This is a genomic window from Paenibacillus aceris, from assembly GCF_017874035.1.
GTDB lineage: Bacteria > Bacillota > Bacilli > Paenibacillales > NBRC-103111 > Paenibacillus_E > Paenibacillus_E aceris.
Window position 1 is genome coordinate 100,437 of the sequence record NZ_JAGGKV010000008.1, and the last position, 20,530, is coordinate 120,966.

17 protein-coding genes are annotated in these 20,530 nt (G+C 41.5%); 3 read left to right on the forward strand and 14 right to left on the reverse strand.

Annotation, left to right across the window (positions count from 1 at the left end):
* Positions 1-12: 12 nt before the first annotated feature.
* On the reverse strand, positions 13-1,089 hold the full coding sequence (locus J2Z65_RS16560; protein WP_167059805.1) for an ABC transporter permease subunit: 1,077 nt from the start codon (positions 1,087-1,089) through the stop codon (positions 13-15).
* A 255-nt stretch (positions 1,090-1,344) separates the two neighbouring features.
* Positions 1,345-2,052: a DNA alkylation repair protein gene (locus J2Z65_RS16565; RefSeq protein ID WP_167059808.1), complete on the reverse strand. Its 708-nt coding sequence runs from the start codon at positions 2,050-2,052 to the stop codon at positions 1,345-1,347.
* A gap of 214 nt (positions 2,053-2,266) precedes the next feature.
* Here J2Z65_RS16565 and J2Z65_RS16570 point away from each other — a divergent pair, with 214 nt between their 5' ends.
* The gene (locus tag J2Z65_RS16570) at positions 2,267-2,902 is read left to right on the forward strand and encodes a peptide-methionine (S)-S-oxide reductase MsrA (protein ID WP_167059811.1); all 636 of its coding nucleotides are present in this window, start codon (positions 2,267-2,269) and stop codon (positions 2,900-2,902) included.
* Positions 2,903-2,983: 81 nt separating this feature from the next.
* Here J2Z65_RS16570 and J2Z65_RS16575 read toward each other — a convergent pair whose 3' ends face one another.
* Positions 2,984-4,462 carry an Lsa family ABC-F type ribosomal protection protein gene (locus J2Z65_RS16575; RefSeq protein WP_167059814.1) on the reverse strand — a complete coding sequence of 493 codons (1,479 nt, stop codon included), beginning with the start codon at positions 4,460-4,462 and terminating at the stop codon, positions 2,984-2,986.
* 372 nt (positions 4,463-4,834) lie between these two features.
* Entirely contained in the window at positions 4,835-6,025 is a 1,191-nt protein-coding gene (locus tag J2Z65_RS16580; RefSeq protein ID WP_167059817.1) for a cohesin domain-containing protein, read from the reverse strand.
* A gap of 509 nt (positions 6,026-6,534) precedes the next feature.
* Between J2Z65_RS16580 and J2Z65_RS16585 the strand changes: the two genes are divergently transcribed.
* Positions 6,535-7,917, forward strand: a complete 1,383-nt coding sequence (locus J2Z65_RS16585; protein WP_167059820.1) for an MFS transporter — start codon at positions 6,535-6,537, stop codon at positions 7,915-7,917.
* Between the two features lie 101 nt (positions 7,918-8,018).
* Here the strand turns inward: J2Z65_RS16585 and J2Z65_RS16590 are convergent, their stop codons facing one another.
* The 10 genes from J2Z65_RS16590 to J2Z65_RS16635 form a co-directional block, all read right to left on the reverse strand.
* Positions 8,019-8,546, reverse strand: coding sequence for a DUF2569 domain-containing protein (locus tag J2Z65_RS16590; RefSeq protein ID WP_167059823.1), 528 nt, complete (start codon positions 8,544-8,546; stop codon positions 8,019-8,021).
* A 90-nt stretch (positions 8,547-8,636) separates the two neighbouring features.
* Positions 8,637-10,508 carry a hypothetical protein gene (locus J2Z65_RS16595; RefSeq protein WP_167059826.1) on the reverse strand — a complete coding sequence of 624 codons (1,872 nt, stop codon included), beginning with the start codon at positions 10,506-10,508 and terminating at the stop codon, positions 8,637-8,639.
* 268 nt (positions 10,509-10,776) lie between these two features.
* Positions 10,777-11,880: a Ger(x)C family spore germination protein gene (locus tag J2Z65_RS16600; RefSeq protein ID WP_167059829.1), complete on the reverse strand. Its 1,104-nt coding sequence runs from the start codon at positions 11,878-11,880 to the stop codon at positions 10,777-10,779.
* Positions 11,877-13,280: a spore germination protein gene (locus J2Z65_RS16605; protein WP_209855939.1), complete on the reverse strand. Its 1,404-nt coding sequence runs from the start codon at positions 13,278-13,280 to the stop codon at positions 11,877-11,879. The genes J2Z65_RS16600 and J2Z65_RS16605 overlap by 4 nt, the downstream gene beginning before the upstream one ends.
* A complete protein-coding gene (locus J2Z65_RS16610) occupies positions 13,277-14,359 on the reverse strand; it encodes a GerAB/ArcD/ProY family transporter (RefSeq protein ID WP_209855942.1) in 1,083 nt (360 codons plus the stop codon). Before J2Z65_RS16610 ends, J2Z65_RS16605 begins: the two co-directional genes overlap by 4 nt.
* A 187-nt stretch (positions 14,360-14,546) precedes the next feature.
* Positions 14,547-15,527 (reverse strand): hypothetical protein, encoded by a 981-nt coding sequence (locus tag J2Z65_RS16615; RefSeq protein ID WP_167059841.1) that lies wholly within the window; start codon positions 15,525-15,527, stop codon positions 14,547-14,549.
* 18 nt (positions 15,528-15,545) lie between these two features.
* Entirely contained in the window at positions 15,546-16,307 is a 762-nt protein-coding gene (locus tag J2Z65_RS16620; RefSeq protein ID WP_167059844.1) for a S16 family serine protease, read from the reverse strand.
* Positions 16,308-16,648: 341 nt separating this feature from the next.
* Entirely contained in the window at positions 16,649-16,810 is a 162-nt protein-coding gene (locus J2Z65_RS16625) for a hypothetical protein (RefSeq protein ID WP_167059848.1), read from the reverse strand.
* Between the two features lie 443 nt (positions 16,811-17,253).
* Complete coding sequence (locus J2Z65_RS16630; RefSeq protein WP_167059851.1) at positions 17,254-18,036, reverse strand: alpha/beta fold hydrolase; 783 nt, start codon at positions 18,034-18,036, stop codon at positions 17,254-17,256.
* 187 nt (positions 18,037-18,223) lie between these two features.
* On the reverse strand, positions 18,224-19,432 hold the full coding sequence (locus J2Z65_RS16635) for a multidrug effflux MFS transporter (protein ID WP_167059854.1): 1,209 nt from the start codon (positions 19,430-19,432) through the stop codon (positions 18,224-18,226).
* Between the two features lie 328 nt (positions 19,433-19,760).
* Between J2Z65_RS16635 and J2Z65_RS16640 the strand changes: the two genes are divergently transcribed.
* The gene (locus J2Z65_RS16640; RefSeq protein WP_209855945.1) at positions 19,761-20,519 is read left to right on the forward strand and encodes a phytanoyl-CoA dioxygenase family protein; all 759 of its coding nucleotides are present in this window, start codon (positions 19,761-19,763) and stop codon (positions 20,517-20,519) included.
* Positions 20,520-20,530: the final 11 nt, after the last annotated feature.

Here is a 20,530-nt window from a genome sequence, read left to right on the forward strand (position 1 = left end):
CTCCCTCCTGCATTAATGCATATAGTGAACCTTTTTCTCACCGTAACGCAGTTGTAGCCAGGTTAAACCAAGCAAGAGTACGAACAGAACCATCGAAACTGCCGATGCATATCCAACTTGACCGTACACATAGAAGCTTCTGAAAATATATAGCGGCAGTGACATCGTGGAACCTAACGGCCCACCTTCTCCGCCAGAGAAAACATAGAAAGCGTTAAACGATTCAAATGCGCCAATAACGGATACAATAAGGAGCAAAAACCATGTCGGCGAAAGCAGTGGCAGTGTGATATAGCGGATCGTATGCCAAGTTCTAGCTCCATCAATCCGGGCTGACTCTGTCAGATCATGCGGAATTTGCGTCAAACCTGATAAGAACACTACAATCTGAAAACCCAGACTGCTCCAAATCGAGAATAAAATGATAACGCCAAGCGCCCAGGTCGGACCTGCGAATACCGTTGGGATCGAAGAAGGCCAGTGTCCGCCAAGCGACTGAAGCAGCTTGATCATAATTGGATCTGGATCCGTCAACCATTGCTGCGGCGTCCCTCCCATGTAGCGTACAGCCCAATTTGCGAGGCCCACACTCGGATGAAAGATCCATTTGAATACAATTGCAGCAGCTACCTGTGAAGTAATGTAAGGGAGGAAAAAGAGGACGCGCAGCAAAGTTCTCCCTTTCGTTATATGAAACAACACATATGCAACAAAGAATGAAAGTAACAATGTCAGCGGAATCGTGCCTATAGCGTAAAAGATCGTGACGATGAAGCCTTGTCCAACAGGACCGAGCTGGAAGCCGACAGTAGGATCTTGTACAACAAGGTCCTCCGTAAAAATACGGGTGTAATTGTCCAATCCTATGAATCGCTCCGGTACATAGCCCCACTTCCATAAGCTCATCCACATGCCGAACAGAAGCGGCCAATATCGAAACAGCAATAGCAGAGCCAGTGCCGGTAGGGCATAGCACAAACCCGTCCACGCTTCTCGTGCTTTTCTTCGGGAGCGCGGCTTGACTACCGTACGCTCCAGCAATTTTGCCTTAGGTTTGATGTCCTGAGCAGCAGCTTCTTTCGATATCACTTGGAATCTCCTCTCTTTATCTGCTTATTGTTTTCCCTACTTCATTAATTGTAGTTACCAATTGTTTGCTAGTAATTATAGATGCTTTAAGAAATTGTTGCGGATATTACCGATGTTTACACAAATTGATATCCATTGTTGTTAAAACGGTCATCAACCAGAGAAAACCGGGCATATTAGGCATTAGTTGAACAAAAAGAAAGACTCTATTCCCTTTTTGAATCAGGGCATAGAGTCTTCTATTAAATCAGTTGTTTAACATCTTACATATTTGCGCTTGAAACCAAGACGCCCTTTATCTACTTCCTTTTGAATACGTTCAGAAGCGATCAGGAAACTGCTTTTTTTCTTATCTCGTTTGACTTCAACCGGACCTACAACCTTTGCGGTCTCAACCGCTTTATCATGGAGGGGCAAATAGGATACCCCCACTGTGTAAATAAAGTTATTCATCGCGTATTTTGTTCGTTCGGGAGAATCATGAATCGAATTACTCACCATTTCAAGCATGTTGGCCAATTTGCTTTCAGAAAATTCAACGTCCGGCCGATTGCCCAAAAGCCAGCAGTAACAACTCCAACCCGCTGACATTCTAAGCTCTTCGCCGCTAAGAATCCATTTATCAGATACTTCTTGTGCAATATCTGTTTCAGCCAGGGTTACGGCAACTACATAATCGGACAGCATATAAAAATAAGCCGCGTCCATCCAACGGTCAAAATCCACTTCTGTCATTGCTTTTGGATCAGCAATTATGCCGGCGAAGTACATTGCGTCGTAGTTCCCAGTATTGTAAAGCTGCTCAGCCAAAGGTTGATTGTTTTTAATTTTCTTTGCAATGGGCTTCATTTCGCCCGTAGCCACACCAAAAAGAGGTTCGTGCGCGCCATTGGATATATAAATTTTCTTGGTTCGCTCCTTGCCAAGAGCTTCAAGCTCCTGCATAACTATTTCTAAATTCATGTTTAACACTTCCTTCTTTTGGATGTTTTGCTTAAATGGTTTCTGTTTCTGATGACATATACATCAATTTTACATCAATGCAGTTGACATTACATAATTGAACATGGACTGGTTTCAATGCTTAATGGTTAAGAAGGCCGCCGGTCATTTGGTAATGAGCTAAATTTCTTCACTAAACTCTAAAATGATATGATAAAAAAAGGAGGTGCACCTGATGGATAATAGCAACAATCAAACTATAACAATGGGTATGGGTTGCTTCTGGAGTCCTGATGCTTTATTCGGACAATTAACAGGTATTACGAGAACGCGTGTAGGCTTCGCAGGAGGAACTATAGATAATCCGACTTACCGGCAACTTGGAGACCACACGGAGATGGTCGAAGTGGAATTCGATGCAAGCATTATCAGTTTGGAAAGCATCCTGAATGTGTTCTGGAAGTCGCATAATCCAGTTAATATAAACGATTACAAAGGCCGGCAGTACAAATCCTTGGTATTGTTTCGTGACTCCATGCAGCATAGTGTCATCCGAGAGGTCATGAAAACCAAGGAGGAACAAGGAAATGGATTCCCGGACACCGAAGTTGCTCCCTATACCCTTTTTTACCCTGCCGAGGATAGACATCAGAAATATTATTTGAAACGGCATCCGGATGCGATAGACAAACTGAGAACTCTTTTTCCTACTGATGATGAACTGACGAACGCAACTTTGGCAGCACGATTAAACGGACTGGCCAAAGGTTATACCAATATGGCGAGAATAATAAATGAAATCCGGACTTGGCTAATTAGTGAAGACGAACAAGAAGAGATCATCCATCTAATCAAGCAGATAAAATGGTAAGAGGATGCTGCCTTACCGCAAAAGGCTCATATTGAAAATGAAAAGTCGCCAAGTATGGCGACTTTATTGTTTGAAACAACCTCAAAGTTCTATGATCTTTGTTGCAACATTTTCGCAAAATTCCCTATCATGCTCGACAAAAAGAATGGTTGGCGTGTGTTCTAGCAGAAGCTCTTCAATTTGCATGCGAGAAATGATATCAATAAAATTCAGCGGCTCATCCCAAATATGCAGATGAACATTCTCACTAAGACTTTTTGCAATTAACACTTTTTTCTTTTGTCCTCCACTGAATGATGAAATATCCTTCTCAAATTGAGTTCTGGAAAAGTCAAGCTTTCTCAAAATCGATTTAAAAAGGCTCTCATCAATTCCGCTGTTTGCAGCAAAGTCAGATAAATTGCCTTGAAGATGGGAAGTGTCCTGTGATACGTAGGATATTCTCAACTGACTGTCCTTCCTGAAGGTGCCTGTATAATTAATATCCTCACCACAAATCAGTTTGATGATACTTGATTTTCCAGATCCATTTTTACCGGAAAGCGCAATTCGCTCACCTTGCTCAATTGTAAAACTTACATCTGCACAAATGATCTTCTCACCATACATAATTGAAACATGATCAAGTTCAGCAAGTCGGTCCTTATGATAAGCAAGTTGTGAAATCTCCAAGCTGTCTGAGCTTTCGATATTTTTTAAAAGTTTAGACTTTTCATTAATGGCAGATTGCTGTCTTTGTTCAATAGCTTTAGAGCGTTTCATCATCTTTGCAGCTTTGTGGCCAATATATCCTTTATCTACCTTAGAACCGGAATTTCTTGTTCCGTTTTTTGTTTTTTCCACTTCGTGTGACCAGTTGCCCGTTCTCTTCGATGAATCTGATAAACGTTTAATGTCTTTTCTAAGTTTTTCGTTCTCTGCAAGTTCATAGTTATCTTGCCTCATTTTATTTTCCCACCAACTTGAGAAATTACCTTTTTGAATTTCAATGTTGGTTTTATTAATTGACAGTATGTGATCTATACAGTTATCAAGGAAAGATCTGTCGTGAGACACCAGTATAAATCCGCTTTTCGTCTTGAGATAATCACTGACCAGCTTTCTTGCGTTCATGTCAAGATGATTAGTTGGTTCATCAATTAACAGAAAACTGTTTTCCTTAATAAATAAAGTAGCCAGCAAAACTTTCGTTTGCTCTCCGTTAGACAAGGAATCAAATGGCCGATATAATACGTCCTCAGAAACCTTTAATAATGAAAGCTCACGCATTAATTGCCAGTGAACATAGTCTGGATAAATGTCGTTGATTACGTCAAGCGTATTATTTTCTTTATTTTCTACAGGGAAAGGGAAATATTCAAAACTAACATTAGCAGAAATATTTCCGCTGTATTCATATTTACCAAGCAACAAATTGAGAAATGTTGTCTTACCTCGACCATTTCTACCTGTAAATCCTAATTTCCAATCCGAATCGATTTGGAAATTTACATTTTCAAAAATATTATCGTAACTTCCTTCATAGGCAAACGTCAGGTTTGTAACATTGATTAGAGACATAAATTTATCCTCCTGTATGAAAAAATAAAAGCTACAAGAAAGTTACATTCTTGTAGCTCAAATAAATACAGTTAATTAACCCCTGTACGGAGTTAAATAAGGATATATTGTTTGAGTGAAAGATCATGTAACTTTCTTGCATACAAAATAAAACATGCGAAAAATATCGCTTTACTGTTTTATCCTTAGCAAGAAATCCTACATTATTCTTTCAACTCCAGTCATTAATTTAGAAAAATTATATCATCCTTATCATTAAATTTCAATTGAACAATTTCGAAAGTAGATTAAAAAATCCTGATTCCCTACAAAAGAGCAAAATCGCGCTTTCATAGTAATCAGGATTTTATGGACGCAAACGCCGAATCGATCCTAGTTGGAAGCTAAATAATCATCCAGGATGATGCGAGCCACAGCAGCCAAGTCAACAATATCGATAATTCCATCCCCGCTAATATCACGATCTTTGTAAAGATCCCAATCCGCATCTTTATCCGATTTCCCATAGGCCGCTGCGATTAGAGCAATATCGCCGATACTGACTTTCTGATCGCCATTTTGATCCCCTGGTACGACCGGTGGTTTTGGATTGAGAGCATCCGCAAAGGTTTGCAGCGCAGCCGTGAGTGCAGTTACCGCAGTATCGACATCAGGTTGTGTGCTCGACGAGCTGTTGGCAACTGTTTTGGCAGCGTCGATAGCTGTAAGCAGTGTAGCTTTTGAACCTGACTTGTATTGGCCTGGAAGTGTGCCTTCCACTGCAGTGTCATACTTATCTTGAGCTTGGACAATCAGATCAAGAAGAGCTTGTTTGTTTACTGGCGTGCTTTGAATCACGATTTCGCTATGATTTTCAGTGCTCAAAGAAGTTTCTACGCCTTCACCGTTAGAGACTACTACATTCGTTAATTGAACACCGGCTGTTCCTGGTTTTGCGGCAGATTTCACCTTCCAGTGCAGCTTGATCAAATCGCCATTTGCTGCATTGGCATTTTCTTCGCCAAGCGAAGCTGCCAGAATGCGCACTTTACCCGTTTGTTTGGAGATGTCGACTACAGAAATCATTTTATCTTTGAGTGAAACAGCTGAATCAAACTCAAGCTTTTCCGGATCAAATGTTAATGTGATATCCTGTGCGTAGATTCCTCCTGCAACGTATCTCAATCCATACGTCAAATCGAAAGATCCTCCTGGGTAAACGTTTGCAGTTCCGTTCAAGACGGCTGTAGGTTTCTCAACAACATCGCCAAGAATAGTAATAAGAATTTCACCTGTATAGGTGGTGCCATCTGAAGCAGTTGCAATGACTTTCACTGTGCCCGGCTTAAGTGCAGTTACCACACCTGTACTAGTAACTACGGCTTTATCCGTAGCGCTACCGTTCAACTCCGCTACCGACCAGTTCACCTTCGGATACCCGGCTGCCAAGTTGACCGTATCCCCTACATGGAGGACAACACTGACATCGATGCCTGAAGCACTAGCGGCATTCGCGGATTTGGGAATTGAAAGTATGTTGAGGAACATAAAAAGAGCAATAATGGCCAATCCAATTTTTTTCATATGTATTCAACTCCTAACAAACCTTTGTGTTTGATATTTCACAGCTTCCGAAAGATTCGGGCTTCTTAAAACCTTGCCACACATCGGTCAGGAACACTACCTCTGCCCAATGACCCAGAATATCCGTGAAATTCATTTCGTTCTAGTCATGTACACTACTGAGATTATGATCCTTAATACCTATCTCTAGTTTGAAGATGAGTACCATTCCTTAGCTTATGAAGTATGTACCTCCTTTTACCGTTGTGCATTTGTGATCAAGCGACAAGGTGTAACAAATATTTTGTTCATATGTTACGTATTGTATCATGTTATTGGAGTAATGTCACTACAGCGTTTACATTTCCTAACAATAAACATAAATTGACAATTGAAAAGTACACATGTTAGATTGTATGTACTTATAGGATAACGAAGCGACTTCCGCCCCACCTCGTGGGAATATTGACCGGAGGTCTTTTGACTTTATGTAAACTTGACAACCCCATCTTTGAAAGGAGCAACGCTTCATGGCAGACAGCATTCAATCCAACAAAGGCGGCCATTTTGGGCTTATAGCTGCTATAGCTTTAGGTACACTGCTCAACCCTCTAAACACGACCATGATTTCCGTCGCCTTTTCCAGGCTGCAGGAAGAGTTTCAAGTCACGTACGCCTCGATTTCTTGGCTCATTGCAACCTACTATGTGGCTAGTGCTGTTGCACAACCTGTAATGGGAAAGATAGGCGATTTATTCGGTCGCAAAAAAATTTTCATGCTTGGTCTCGCCCTCATCACCGTCTCATCCATGCTCGCGCCCTTATCGCCAAGCTTCGGCTGGCTAATCGCTTTTCGTGTCATTCAAGCGATCGGCAGCTCCGCCTTGTTCCCGACCGGCATGGGCATCATCCGTTCGATTATCACGACGAATCAAGCGAGAGCACTTAGTATTATGTCCGTGTTCTCCTCGACTTCAGCAGCTCTAGGACCATCGCTCGGAGGATTTCTAATCCAATACAGTGACTGGCCGTCTATTTTCCTCATCAATTTTCCGTTTATAGCCGGCTCTTTCGTGCTCTCTCTTCGACTGATGCCTAAGGATGCACCACGGAAGCACAGAGGTGCGGGGGCTTTGGACTTTACGGGCATCATCTTTTTTACTGCACTCATCTTTAGTTGGCTGTTCTTTTTCCTATCGTTCAAGTCTGGTGTCAATTGGTTATTGCTCCTACTTAGTCTGGTGCTCAGCGTAAGCTTTTATTTGTATGAAGCAAAGCGGAAACAGCCATTTATCGATGTGCTGTTTCTTAAGCGAAATGTCAATGTTTGTTTCGTGTATGTTCAATTCATATTAGTCAATATTGTGTTTTACTCCATCATGTTTGGTATTCCTTCATATTTGCAGCAGGTACGGCATTATAGCGGGCAAGAAGTGGGCTTGATAATGCTGTCCATATCAGGCTTCGGTATCCTGGTTACTCCAATTGTAGGCAGATGGATTGACCGTTCCGGCTCGCGAGCTCCTCTGTTGGTCGGTACGCTGTTCGTTGTGGCTGGAACCTCTTTATTGTTAACCGTTCACGATAACTCTACAGCGGTTTGGATCTTTGCCTGTTTATCTGTGCTTGGTATCAGTAACGGGTTTCAGAATCTCGGGCTGCAAACAGCCCTTTATACTTACGTCACACCGACGGAAACTGGCATTGCCTCAGGGATGTTCATGACTTCGCGCTTTATGGGAACGATTCTATCCTCAAGCTTGCTCGGGACCGTGTTCAGCAATCAAATCACGACCGAACACTTTCACAGCTTGATTATCGGCTGTGTTGCAATCAGTGTGCTGATGCTTTTACTATCCCTTCGCATGTTTGTTAAAGCGAGAAGCGGTGCGGGGCAAGTCCAGTCACAATAGCGAAAAGCGAAAAAAGGAGCTGCACGCGTACGCGTGGCAAGCTCCTTTTTTATCGTTCGTACAAATGAAATAAATTCACAAGTGATGCCATTGAATATCGATTAATTAATATATGTATTCTTCACTCGTTTTGAATTTATAAAATACGGTATCCATATTAAACAAGTAACCAAAGACTTAACAATATTTCTACCTTGTTCACCCATAAAATCATGAGTTGCCATTTCCTCAATGGAGTTTGTAATAAAATAATAGCCGATATTAACCGCAAAGTTAATAATATAAAAATTTATTACCATATATTTCAATAGCTTCTTCTTTTTGAAGACAAGATATCCAAGGAACATTGGAAAAACTACATAAATTATATTTATAACAGTTTCAAAAATGATAGCAAACGAATATTTCCAATTTTCATCGTACATTTGAGATATAAGTCCATCTTGGTAAATTGGCAGTATAGAATCTATTAAATAATATAAAGAAGTCCCGAAGGTTAACAAAAAGCCTAAAGCTACAAAGTAAAGCCAGCCACCAAACCCATAAGGTTTAGCTTTTTCCTCTATGGGAGGCATTATTTCAGCAGTGTTATCCCCTTTTATTGCTAAATCATTTTCTGTAATTGTCATGAGTCACCCATTTATTTTCTCCATCGGCTGGAGGATTTTCTGATACGAAAATTTTGGGAAGCGATGAAATTCAATTCCGACTCATATCATCTAGTCCAATACATTTAAGGACAACAGCTTGCCGTCGTTCTTAGATTCCGTGTACGTAATAGGCAGCATTCCGTCAGGGAATGGTACTTCGAATCGGTAAACACCGACTTTTTCATCGCTTTTGTCCAATAACTCTTTGCTTTCATAACTACCTTGAACGCCAGCCTTTGTCAACAAATCCAGGGTCATCTGCAAGCTTGCACCTTTGTACCTATCATGCAGGTTGTTTGTCCACGTCCGTTCATCCCAATCGGGAGCTTTCACGCTTACGCCGGCGTGCCGCATCGTCTCCAGCAGACTAATGACCATTCGCCCGTCTCCTTCTTGCAGGGCGCAAGCAAGCGCTAGATAAGCGCGGTTAATTGTCGCAATGTCATTCGGTTTATTTTTGGCGGCCAGCAAATCTAACAAATTCTCCGTACTCTGCTCTGCGGTGAACCAATAAGCGTGAAAATCCATAGGATTCATCTGGCTTGTTCCAGGGATTAGAAACCGCCCGTCATCCGAAACGCGGAATACTTGTGCGATCCCAAAGCGCGCTGGGTATTGCATTGCAAATATATGACTACCGTCTCCACTCACCATGATTTGAATGGATAGTGGCTCACGCATCCGCTCCCCTCCCTGCAGGATCGAGGCAGAGCCCCTCATACTGGAGTAGTAGAAACTGCCGTTACTGGCTGTCTCCCGGACAAGTCGATACATCAATCGGCTCTTGCGCATGATCGGCTTCACGTCGATTTGAGTTGAATTCCCATTTACAGTACGTATTTCCTCATTCACCTGCCAAGTAATGTCGGCTATCCCTCGTAGTTCGTCGGGCTTTTGATCGCCGGACAAGTCCGGAAGACTGATGGCAATGCTGTAATCGCTTGTCTGCCATTCGTAAGCTGTATACTTCTGGCTTGACGCATAGAAAACGTCGGAGAAATTCGTAGTGTAAGAGATACCGTCAAACTGCTTTTTACTCCTCATTTCAAATGCACTTAAGTGCTTTCCTGAAACTGCAAAAATACCAGCCGCGATTAGCAACGGCACGAGGAGCACAATCGTTGCGTTTACCATTCTACGAGGGCGAATCTCCCCTAATGTCTGATCCTGAGGATGATCCTGAACCTGTTCTCCGTCCAGTAATAATTTCGCTGCTAACTTCCTCATAAGTTCGCCAATCAGCAAGGTTCCAATACACGCGTATGCGAATAACGGTACTGCGTATCCCCAAGGAGGTGTCAGTGATCGGAATAGGCTGATAACAAGCGTGCAAAGCATAGCAAGCAGTGCAAGCGGCAGCATTGTACCGAAATAGCGCCGAAACATGCGTGGCGCCTTCGCCAATGCATCACTAAAGGTGATATTTTGCAGGACAGTCAGATATGGCGTAAGCGAGTAAAACAGTAAAGCAATCATTAATACGAGCCCAACCGGAGAAAAAGCCGCAGCGAGGAAGACAATGAACGTGCCTATTACGCTTTGAAAGATAGACCACGCTGCCATATCGCCGAAATACCTGCGTCCACACGTGACCAGAGGTACTATCTTACGGTTCAGAACCCAACTTTTCAGACCGCCGAGGTACATGCCACGGACAAAGCTCTGCAAGCCGATTATAGTTGCCGATACCAAAAATGCCGTGATTCCCCATGCCTGTGCTCCTGACTGAAGATACGTGTATGGGATTTTCAGGTCCGAAAGTGAAGGCATATACAATGGAATGGTTGCATTAAAACCGACAGTCTGTACGGCTGAACCAGTTGCCTGTGACTGAAAATAAGGAAAAATGGAAAATCCAAAATAAACGCCAAGTCCGGCTACAGCCGTAATAAGTACTTCAAACATTATCACCAAAACAATCAATCGAGTATAGGCCATCATTACCTCCTTGCATAATCAGCTTCCATGTCCCCGCTAGATACATCTCCCAATATTTGACGCAATTGGCGAGTAATTGTTCCGTTTACATGCCCAATAGCACAAAAGGCTGCACTCGGCAGCCTTTTGTAATATATTCAACTAACGTTCATCTTATGGTAAGCTGCTCGCACCAAGGATGTTTCAGCTTCATATATTGGAAATATTTACGTAAAATTATCACACTAGTTCTGGTGTGTCAAGGTATCTCGCCTTATCATAACTAATCAAGTTATGATTTCTTAAGCTCTCCGAGGTGTTGAAAATGTACTTGGACATCGATTTGGTTTAGTGACGACGAAGTAAGATCTATGTCCTGCCAGTTTTTAAACCTTTTCTTAAACATAACGTTTCTAAAATTATACACATCAGCCCCTATACGTAACCCGTCCTCGTAGGTTGAACGGATTTCTTTTATTATTTGCTCCTCCGCTTCTTTCTCCATTTCTTGCTCTGATCGATGTTTATCTATTAGTTGAACAACGTTGCCTCTGACTTTAACAACGATATTGAAAATATGATTTCCATCTTTTTCGATGACCGATATTTGATGTTTCGGCTTCTCAAGCGAAATTACTGCGGACTTGGTCTCGAGCGGTGTTCTTGATGTTTCTTTCGTCATCCATCGCAGTCCGCCCAGTTGACTGTTGGCCAACCACCCTTGAAAGTTGTTTTTGCGAACTGCAAACACACCGTTTATTTTCAATTTTGGATCGGATTTCTCTTCGGTCTGCCATGAGGTTTTATCTATGGTAAGGGTAGGGATTAAAGCCGTCTCGCCAGGCTCATTGAGATTAATTTGATATTCTTGCGCCTGTAGTGGCTTGATGAACGATTTCTGCAAATAATTTTCTTCTGGTTGGCCAAGAATGGTGGTTATAGGAGACATTCGAAAAAAGGAAGGTGCCTTAAGGACTTCCTCAATCGATCCTTTTGTGCCAAATATCCATGGTGTATACCTAAATTCTCGATATCTTTTTAAATTATCGAAGTAATCGTCGCCTCCAGCTTGAATAGCACTTTCGGTAAACAAATACGTGCGAACATGACTCCAATAAATCCTTCTTTGTACCGTATCGTAAATTTGGTTTAATGCCATAGTGAGCGTTTTCCCTCGCCCTTTGCCGACATACAGCTTCGGCCCAGCTGCTCCCCCATTCTCCGTTTTGGCTATCTGGCCAAAGGATACCGTTTGAACGTAGGCTTCATACAGGTCGTTTTTATAATCCACCCCTATCGCAGTAACGTATAGCAAATCTTGAATATTTTTATTGTCCCAGCATCCTGAAATACACATCATGCAACAAATCGATAGTAGGATCACCGTTGGTCTCATTGACTTTCCCCTTGTGACGTAGAATCTGTGGGATGTAAAGCATCCGGTCGTTTGTTCTTGGATTTGAAAGGCCGATTAAATACCGCCAATACAGATGACCTAAAATTGAGTTCTGCAATCGGAGACCAGTAGGATACACCGAAGGATGTCAATGTAGAGGTGTACCCGGCTAATGAGATTAAACCGATGAAAAATCCGTAAATACCCAAAAAAGAGGCCATCACTAGCATGTAAATTCGAATAATACTAACGCTGCCCGTTAAGGATTGATTAACCAACGTAAAGGAAGCGACAGCTGTCACCGCAGTAACCATAAGTAACGATGGCGATGCAAGACCGGAACGGATGGCAGCATCCCCAATAATGAGACCTCCTACTACCGTTACCGTTTGTCCAACCGGTTTCGGAAGACGAATACCCGCTTCCCGAAACAACTCGAATAATCCCAAAATCAACAGGTTTTCAATAGGGGCTGAATAAGGTATACCTGTTCGAGCAGCAGCAATGGTCGCAAGTAATGGAAAAGGAATTTGGTCAATATTAAAGCAAGTCAAAGAAATATAGAATCCAGGCAAAAACATAGCTGTCACTAAGCCTAGAAGCCGCAAAATACGTTGAAAAATTGTGTAATAGTACGAAGAATGAACATCTTCGGGAGATTTCAATTGCTCCATAATATCCGATGGACCGATGATCACCATTGGGGATCCATCGGATATGACGACAAATCTTCCGCGCAACAGTGACTCGGCTGCAAAGTCCGGCCTTCCTATGGAATCCACTAATGGAAAGATGGAATCGCTCGAATCACTTAAATATTCTTCCAGTTGGGCACATCCAATTACGGTGTCCACATCGATTTGTGAAATCCGGCGTCTAGCTTCCACGACAAATTCAGGGTTGATAATATCTTTGATATACAGAAGAGCTAACCGAACATTTCCTCTTTTGCCTACAATGAAGTGTTCGTATTGAAGAGAATTGGTTTTTAGTCGTTTGCGGATAAGTGCGACGTTGGTGATCACTTCCTCCGTAAATCCATCACGGGGTCCTCTAATGGATATTTCGGTGGTAGATTCTTCTGGATTGCGTTTTGGCGGGTTGGAAATATCCGCTTCATATACGCGTATCCCATTCTCATGAAAAATAAGTATGATCACGTTGCCTGAAAATACAAACTGTTCAATTTGACTGAGATTTACGTTTTCGTCTAACTGCTTCAACTCATTGTTTTGAATCATTTCTGGAATACGCGGGAGTATATTTTCATTTAACTGTTTCGTATCCGCCATTCCCTCGCAATGAATGACCTTTATACCGCCGCGCTTTTCGATTTTCACATCGTAGCAGTCAGCGAATAACGCTCTGTAATCTTCTTCTTTTGCATGCTTAATGTTCATGATAAGCCTCTTTTTCTTGTTACAAGGTAGGCTAAAACAGTCCAACAGAGAATAGACAAAGAGGAAAGTGGATAATAGTAGATTTTAGTGAAAGTTAAAAAAACGCTGTCATTGATGTGAAGCTCCACACAAATAAATAAGATTGCTGTAAGTGTTACGATTGCAATTTTTTTGTGCAGTTGTTTCGAGGTTAGCAAGTCGCCGAACAAAAATAACCCCATACTAATTAGAATCGTAGTATTACTAAGCCACTGGTACATGGATAAAAAATCGAGATGCTCCACGAAACTGCTGATACTAACAAGCCGCCATTGTGTAAATAATGGGAAGCGTTGTTTAGAAGCTTCATAGGGACCAAATGTAGTCAACAAACTTACAATCCCATTAACAAAAACAACTGAGACAATCGATAACACGATTGTTAAATGTTTCCATTTGAATTTACCTTGAATATGAGGCGACAGCAATACTAAAAAAAACAATTCCATTCCTGCCCTGAAGGTCGTTACCGTACCTTTTAAGATGGGCTCAGCTCCCTCGCTAATTAAAGGAAGAAGAATGTCAATTTGCCTAAATTTCAAAGTAAATAAGGACATAAATAGAATCAAAATTAATAAAACGGGCAAAAGAACGGAAAAAGTAATGGCGATTGGTTTGATTCCTTTGACGGCTAGATACGAGCATACGATTAGTAAGGGCAATGAGATTGCCCAAATGGGTGTGAAAGGGATGATCATGGACTTCACCCACGTTACGATGTTTTTATGAACGACAAACAATTCACAAAACAAGAATAGAGCGATCCAACATCTAACCGTCCATGCAACCCAAAAACCCATTTTATGTTCAAGTACATTGAGAAAGGATTGATTTGGGGTCAGATTGTTTACTATTCGATAAATCCAATAGGCATATAAAAAATACGCCATACACCCAAAGATGGTGCTTATAAAAGCATCACGTTTTGCATCTTCAATCAAGATGACTACGGCTGATATTTGGGTCAAAGTAAACATAGCACTCATACATAAAAAATAACCATGAAATGGGTTGATTTTGGAATTGGAAAATGAAGACATCAAACTCACCACCTGACCATATAGTTTCCTGTAAATTTTTATTTATTCCATAAATAGGATTCTATCCGAGCGCGTTACCTAAAAAAACAAAAGAGGAGCACTGCAGCGAAGCAGGCTCCTTAACATTATCTATTGGACTTAACAAGTTATATGCACTTCGTACGCCTCCGTCTTTATCATTTACTCATCAAACTCTAATACGTTCCGAAGCCGTCGCTGGCGCTTCTTCCATTCGGTCGAACTTCCAATATTCATCAATCTTTTTCAACGTATACCGAATTTCGTCTTCGACCCCTTCAGTAAACTCTCGGTAGATAAAAACCTCGAAAGTATTATCATCAACATAGTGATAATCGTCAATTTTGTAATAAACTAGTTCTAACTTCTTTCTGTTTAGGCGGCTGATCTCCTTGAACATTTCATGTGGAGTTAATTCGTGGTTAGGATTAGCATCAATGGTTGCTTCATACATATCCTTTATAAATTGCTCAGTCATTAACGGCCTATTGATGTTGATCGTATTTAGGTTTTGCATAAAATTTGTAACAATTTGAATTAGTTTCGGATCAATGGGACTGTTCAGTTTCTCCCCATTTGCCAAATGAACTAGAAGCATCCCTCGATAAATGTTCGTAGTTAATATAAGTACAGTGAAGAAAAAGAAAATTTCGAACGCTGCTCCCGTTATCATCAGAGAATCGCTCACATCGTCTGCGCTTCTGCGGATCCATTTATTGATATAATTAAGGCCGAAAAATGACACGTAAAGAAAGGGAATAAGATAATAGAAACTATTTCCAAGCTTATTATCATATCTTCTAATATATTTTCCTACGTTAGCAAATGTATCCCATAATCCCCACAAATTAATGATTGGAATCATACGGATTATAGCTCCCCACGGGGAAATCGGATAAAAATCGAAAAAACCTTTTAAGTCTCTATGTAATTGAAATAACCAAATCAAGAAAAGTATAATCTCAATATAATACACGAATAAATAACTCATGGAAAAATAGTTATCAAGGGTGCTCAAATATTGTTCATAGAACTCGAATCCAAATAAATAAAACATACGGAAGATAGCAGAAATAACAGATATACTCAAGCTAGCCCATAAAAACAATAACAAAATACTTGCAATCGATTTGGATTTTAATACTGGCAATTGAACGCCCTCCTGATATTATGGCAATTTCCTAAGATAAGCTACCGCTTCCTCTAACGAATCGACGGGTACGATTTGAATCTTCATGTTTTTCTCCTTTTTTACTTGAAAAGCCTCTTCCTTATTGCTTAGTCCTGTTTCTGCCTTTACTATGCTTTGGGGTACGAAGAAATATTGCATGCCCTTTCGTTCAGCGGAGATTAGTTTATAACGGATACCTCCAACAGGTCCCACTTTCATAGTATCGTTAATGGTCCCAGTTCCTGCTATTTTCAACCGTCCATTCTTAGAAAAATCCTCATTTCCCCATTCCTCCGTTAATCCGATGGCAACCATCAACCCAAATGAATCTCCATAATACCTTTCAGAGTTCTTTATGATTTCATTCATTTTCCCACTAGTTGGTAGATCTTGATGTAATAAATTCGTCGATACTGCGGTAACAGCACTCTGAATCGTTTCTTTTCTTAGGCCAGCTTCATATTCCAACTCTTCTTTTTGCAAATCCACTTCCTCTTGATCAACCGTTTCAAAGGTGACGCTATTCTTTTGAAAGATCATTAACGCATATTTTTCATATAGATTTTTCGTATATCCACTTTTAACAAATGCAAAATAGACGTGCCCTTTTATCCCTAGCTGACTAACTGGTACTACATCACCAGCAGTCACAAAGTAATTGTAACTTGGAAGTACAAAAATGAAAGAAACGGTGAAAGGTATGATTAATAAAAGGATACCCACTAAAAGTTCTTTTTTGATTCTTATGACTATTCTCATGCTAATCTCCGGTTCTCGTCATTTTTTGTAGCTACATATATATTCAATGATTTTCTAAAATGACCTTCCATTTTTTAGAAGCGAATCATAAAGTTTTGATAAAAAATTTGAATTAAAAAGAAAGAAACCACCAAACTCTAAGGTGGTTTGCTGGCTTATTTATGAAAACAAATAAAAGTCTATTGTTTAAACATAATCAATGTGTCTGGTATTCGAAACCGACAGATATAATCTTCAACTTGCCCGTACACTTCAGGAAGGTAAGGCAAAATTACATTCACATTTTCTATCAAATTCTTTGCGCTCATGGTTTCTTCACCCCACTACCCGTTCACACCGGTTCAAGCATGATATTTTCCGCCAGGTGCATGTAATACCCACTCCAAAATTTCAATTTTGGAACGAATTTCAATGATTTCTTCAGCGTTGTCTTCTGAATTGAGTTGCTGCGCTGTCTGCTCCAACTGATGAATCATACGTTTAATTTGATCTTCAGATCTCATGTGACTTACCTCCAAAAACATAAATGAATGGATTCACTCGATTATTGTCTTCAGGTCGCTTACCTGTAATACGGATTCACGGTTTGTATCATGAAAAACTACTCTAACCCCTAATTCATATTCAGCATTTAATTCGAAAGACAGTATCGTACATATTCTCCCACGATTCTTTGTCTTCCTTGGATTGTCTGGAGCAAAAACGTATGATCCTCCAAGAGTAAGATTAACTTTGTCATTCATTTCCTCTGCAGCCCTCTCGTGTTGTATTTTAAACTGCTACTTCTCTTCCGGTACTCTACCACAGTAAATTTTTCACCACATTATACCATATTTGAATCTATTGATTATCGTATCACAGCAAATTTCTTTCCCGCAAAATGGAGAACAATCAAAAAGAGGAGCCGATGTGGCTCCCCATTTTGATTTGAGCTAAGTAGATACTTTTAGCCAATAAATTGTGTCAAAAGCTGGTTAAACTTATCACGTTCTTCCCAAAAAAGACCATGACCACTGTATTGAAACGGAACAAGCTGTGAATTTTTAATTTGTTGATTTAGTTCCTGGGCTTGTGCAAATGGAATCACTTTGTCATGTATACCGTGAACAATTAAAGTGGGGACCAATATTTTTTGCAGATCTGCATATAGCTTCTCATCTCTTAGTAGAACTATGATAGCCGCGGTTGACCAACCTGCTGCCTGTAATCCCATTTGGAAAAACCAGTCTGCGAATGGGCCTGTTATATATTGAAAGAAAAAGGTATCTGTTACTTCCTGGATCATTTTAGGGCGGTCATTTAACGTATCATGAAGAAATTTATTTGCAGTCTCCGGTGTAAAACCTACAGGGGCTGCCGCATCTACAAGGACAAGTTTAGATACTCCATAGCCGTTGAATCTGGACATATACCGAATTGCGATCGATCCACCTGTAGAGTGACCAACGAGCGTGACGTTGTTTAATTGAAGTACACCAACGACAGTGCGGATATCATCCGCCAATCGGTCATAATTGTAGCCATTTATTGGCTTATCCGAATTACCGAAACCTCTCCAATCGATTCCTATACAGCGATATCCTTGGGCAGGAAGAAAGTCAAACTGATACTCAAACTGTTTATGGCTCAACGGCCAACCATGTATAAAAACGATGGTCTTGCTGCCCCCGGGATTGAGATCTTCCACATATAAATTCACTCCTGGTTCCACGTTAACAAAATATCCCATATCTTTCCTCCGTAAAGTAGCTTTAACATTAAGATATTCGCGTAGAAAAAATGGGTTACTGCCTATATAAATTTTTGCCTGAATTCGGCTAATTGGAGTGGCATATTGAACGGTACTTTCAAAAAATTAAAACCAGTCCAACACTAAGTTTATAGTGCAAGACTGGTTTTCGATTTATCATATGCTGCTAGCTTATGGATGCTTCTCGCGCGCTACTTCTTACCAGAAAGAAGTAAGCTAGCATCGCTGCGGCGCTCGTTCCTAAAATAATGACACCCAGCGGAACTGCAGTGTCTTCACCCGCGATGCCGACTAGCGGCGAGACGACTGCACCGAGCAAAAATGGAATGACACCAAGTAGCGCAGCAGCGCTGCCCGCCATATGACCTTGGCTCTCCATTGCAAGCGGAAATGCTGCCGTTGATGTAATACCAATTGCCGCTACGAAGAAAAACAGCGGAATGACCAATGCAAAAAGCGGTCCATGGACGATGGCCACGACTAAGACAGTGACGCTAGCCAAACACGCAAGACATAGGCCGAACAACAGAAAGGCGTGCTCGGATACGCGATGTGACATCCGCCCGACCAGTTGGGAACCAATGATCAGGCTGATGCCGTTGGACCCGAACAAAAGAGCGAATACGGTTGGCGATGCCCCGTAAATATTTTGATAAATGAACGGAGTTCCCGAAACATACGCGAAGACACCTGCGATCATAATGCCCTGTGCCAGCATGTAGCCGACAAACTGGCGGTCTCGAAAAAGCGATCCGTAGTTCCGCAACTGCTGAACGAAATTGCTAGGTCTGCGCCGATCAGCTGGCAAAGTCTCCTTTAGAGACCATTTTGTCATCGTCAATAGGTAGATTCCCAGCAGGCCCAGCGCTAAAAATACGCCAATCCAAGTCGTGAAAGAAAGTATCCCACTACCGGTAACTGGTGCCACGAGCGGACCCAAGTTACCGACAAGCAAGAGCAACGAGAAAAATTTTGTAAGTTCATGACCGCTGAACAAATCGCGTGCGATCGCGCGGGAAATGACAATACCCGCCGAAGCGACAAAACCTTGCACGAACCGGAATGCGATCAAGATTCCAATATTTGGGGAGAATGCGCAAGCTAACGAGGCGACGACATAAATGGCCATGGAAATAAGCAGCGGATTACGTCTACCGTAGACGTCACTCAGCGAGCCCATAACGAGTTGGCCGATGCCGAGTCCGAGTAAACAAGCGGTCAGGCTGAGCTGCACCAACGAAGCTGTCGTACCGAATTGCATCACAATCTCCGGAAACGCCGGTAAATACATATCAATAGTAAAAGGCCCCAAAGTCGAAAATAAACCCAGCAGCAAAGCTAGTCTAGTCACTTGCTGTTTGTTCTTGTTAGTCATAATAAAGAGAATCTCCTATTCTTCATTCTATATCCAAGACTCTTTGAAGAGTCTGTTTTTCATCCTATCACAACTGTACGGATTCCGACAAGGAACATCTCACCCTTTCCCCACTGGTGCGGCACCTTGGAACACTCACCCGTTATGCTAGATATCGACGCAGCATGAACTTTAGTTAGGACTTCATCTGGTTGATTCCATAAAATAATATCAATTATAGACACAAAAATTTGAATCCACGTGCATTTTATTTCCTTTTAGAATCGACTAATATATAGATATGAAACGGAATCACACATCAGTTTAATACTAAGAGGAGGCTTCTTTTATGAGTATTCAAGTCCAATCGGAAAGAGTAAATCCGCTAACACCAGAACAAGTCAAGCAATATCAAATTGACGGGTATATAATTATTAAAAAAGGCTGCAGCATTGATCTGATCGATGCCTTTAATTCGCATATTCATTCTATCCGTTCCTCCGATTCTATGCCGGAGTGGGCAAAACCAAAGAAAGGCGGAGCCGTAGTGGATGATAAGGACCGCTTTTCCCTCCGGCTGTTCAATCCTCATCTGCATGACGGTTTTTCTTTGCAAATGATGAAGCTGCCGGTTGTACGCGGGGCACTGGCCCAAGTTCTGGGCGATGAAGCCGCCGGCGTGCAAAGCATGTACTTTTACAAAGAACCCGGCTCCCCCGGGCAAGCTGCGCATCAAGACTATTACTATATCAAGAACGATCCGAATACGTTGACCGCCGCATGGGTTGCCATGGAATATACAAATGAAGAAAACGGCTGCCTATATGTCATCCCCGGCTCTCAGAAGCTCGGAGTTCTGCCTCATGGCGATGTGAAAAACTTACAGGAACACGAAGCTTGGACCCATGAGGTGGAAGACATCGATTTAAGCAAGGAAATTCCGGTCATTTTGGATAAAGGGGATATATTAATTTTTGACAGCAACCTTATTCACTCTTCTACACGGAACCGTTCCAACCGTTGGAGACGCTCCTATGTATGCCACTACATCCGTCATGACTCAACTATTGAAAGAGAAGATTTGAAAAAGAAAATCCCTCTTGTATAATGAAGGAAAAG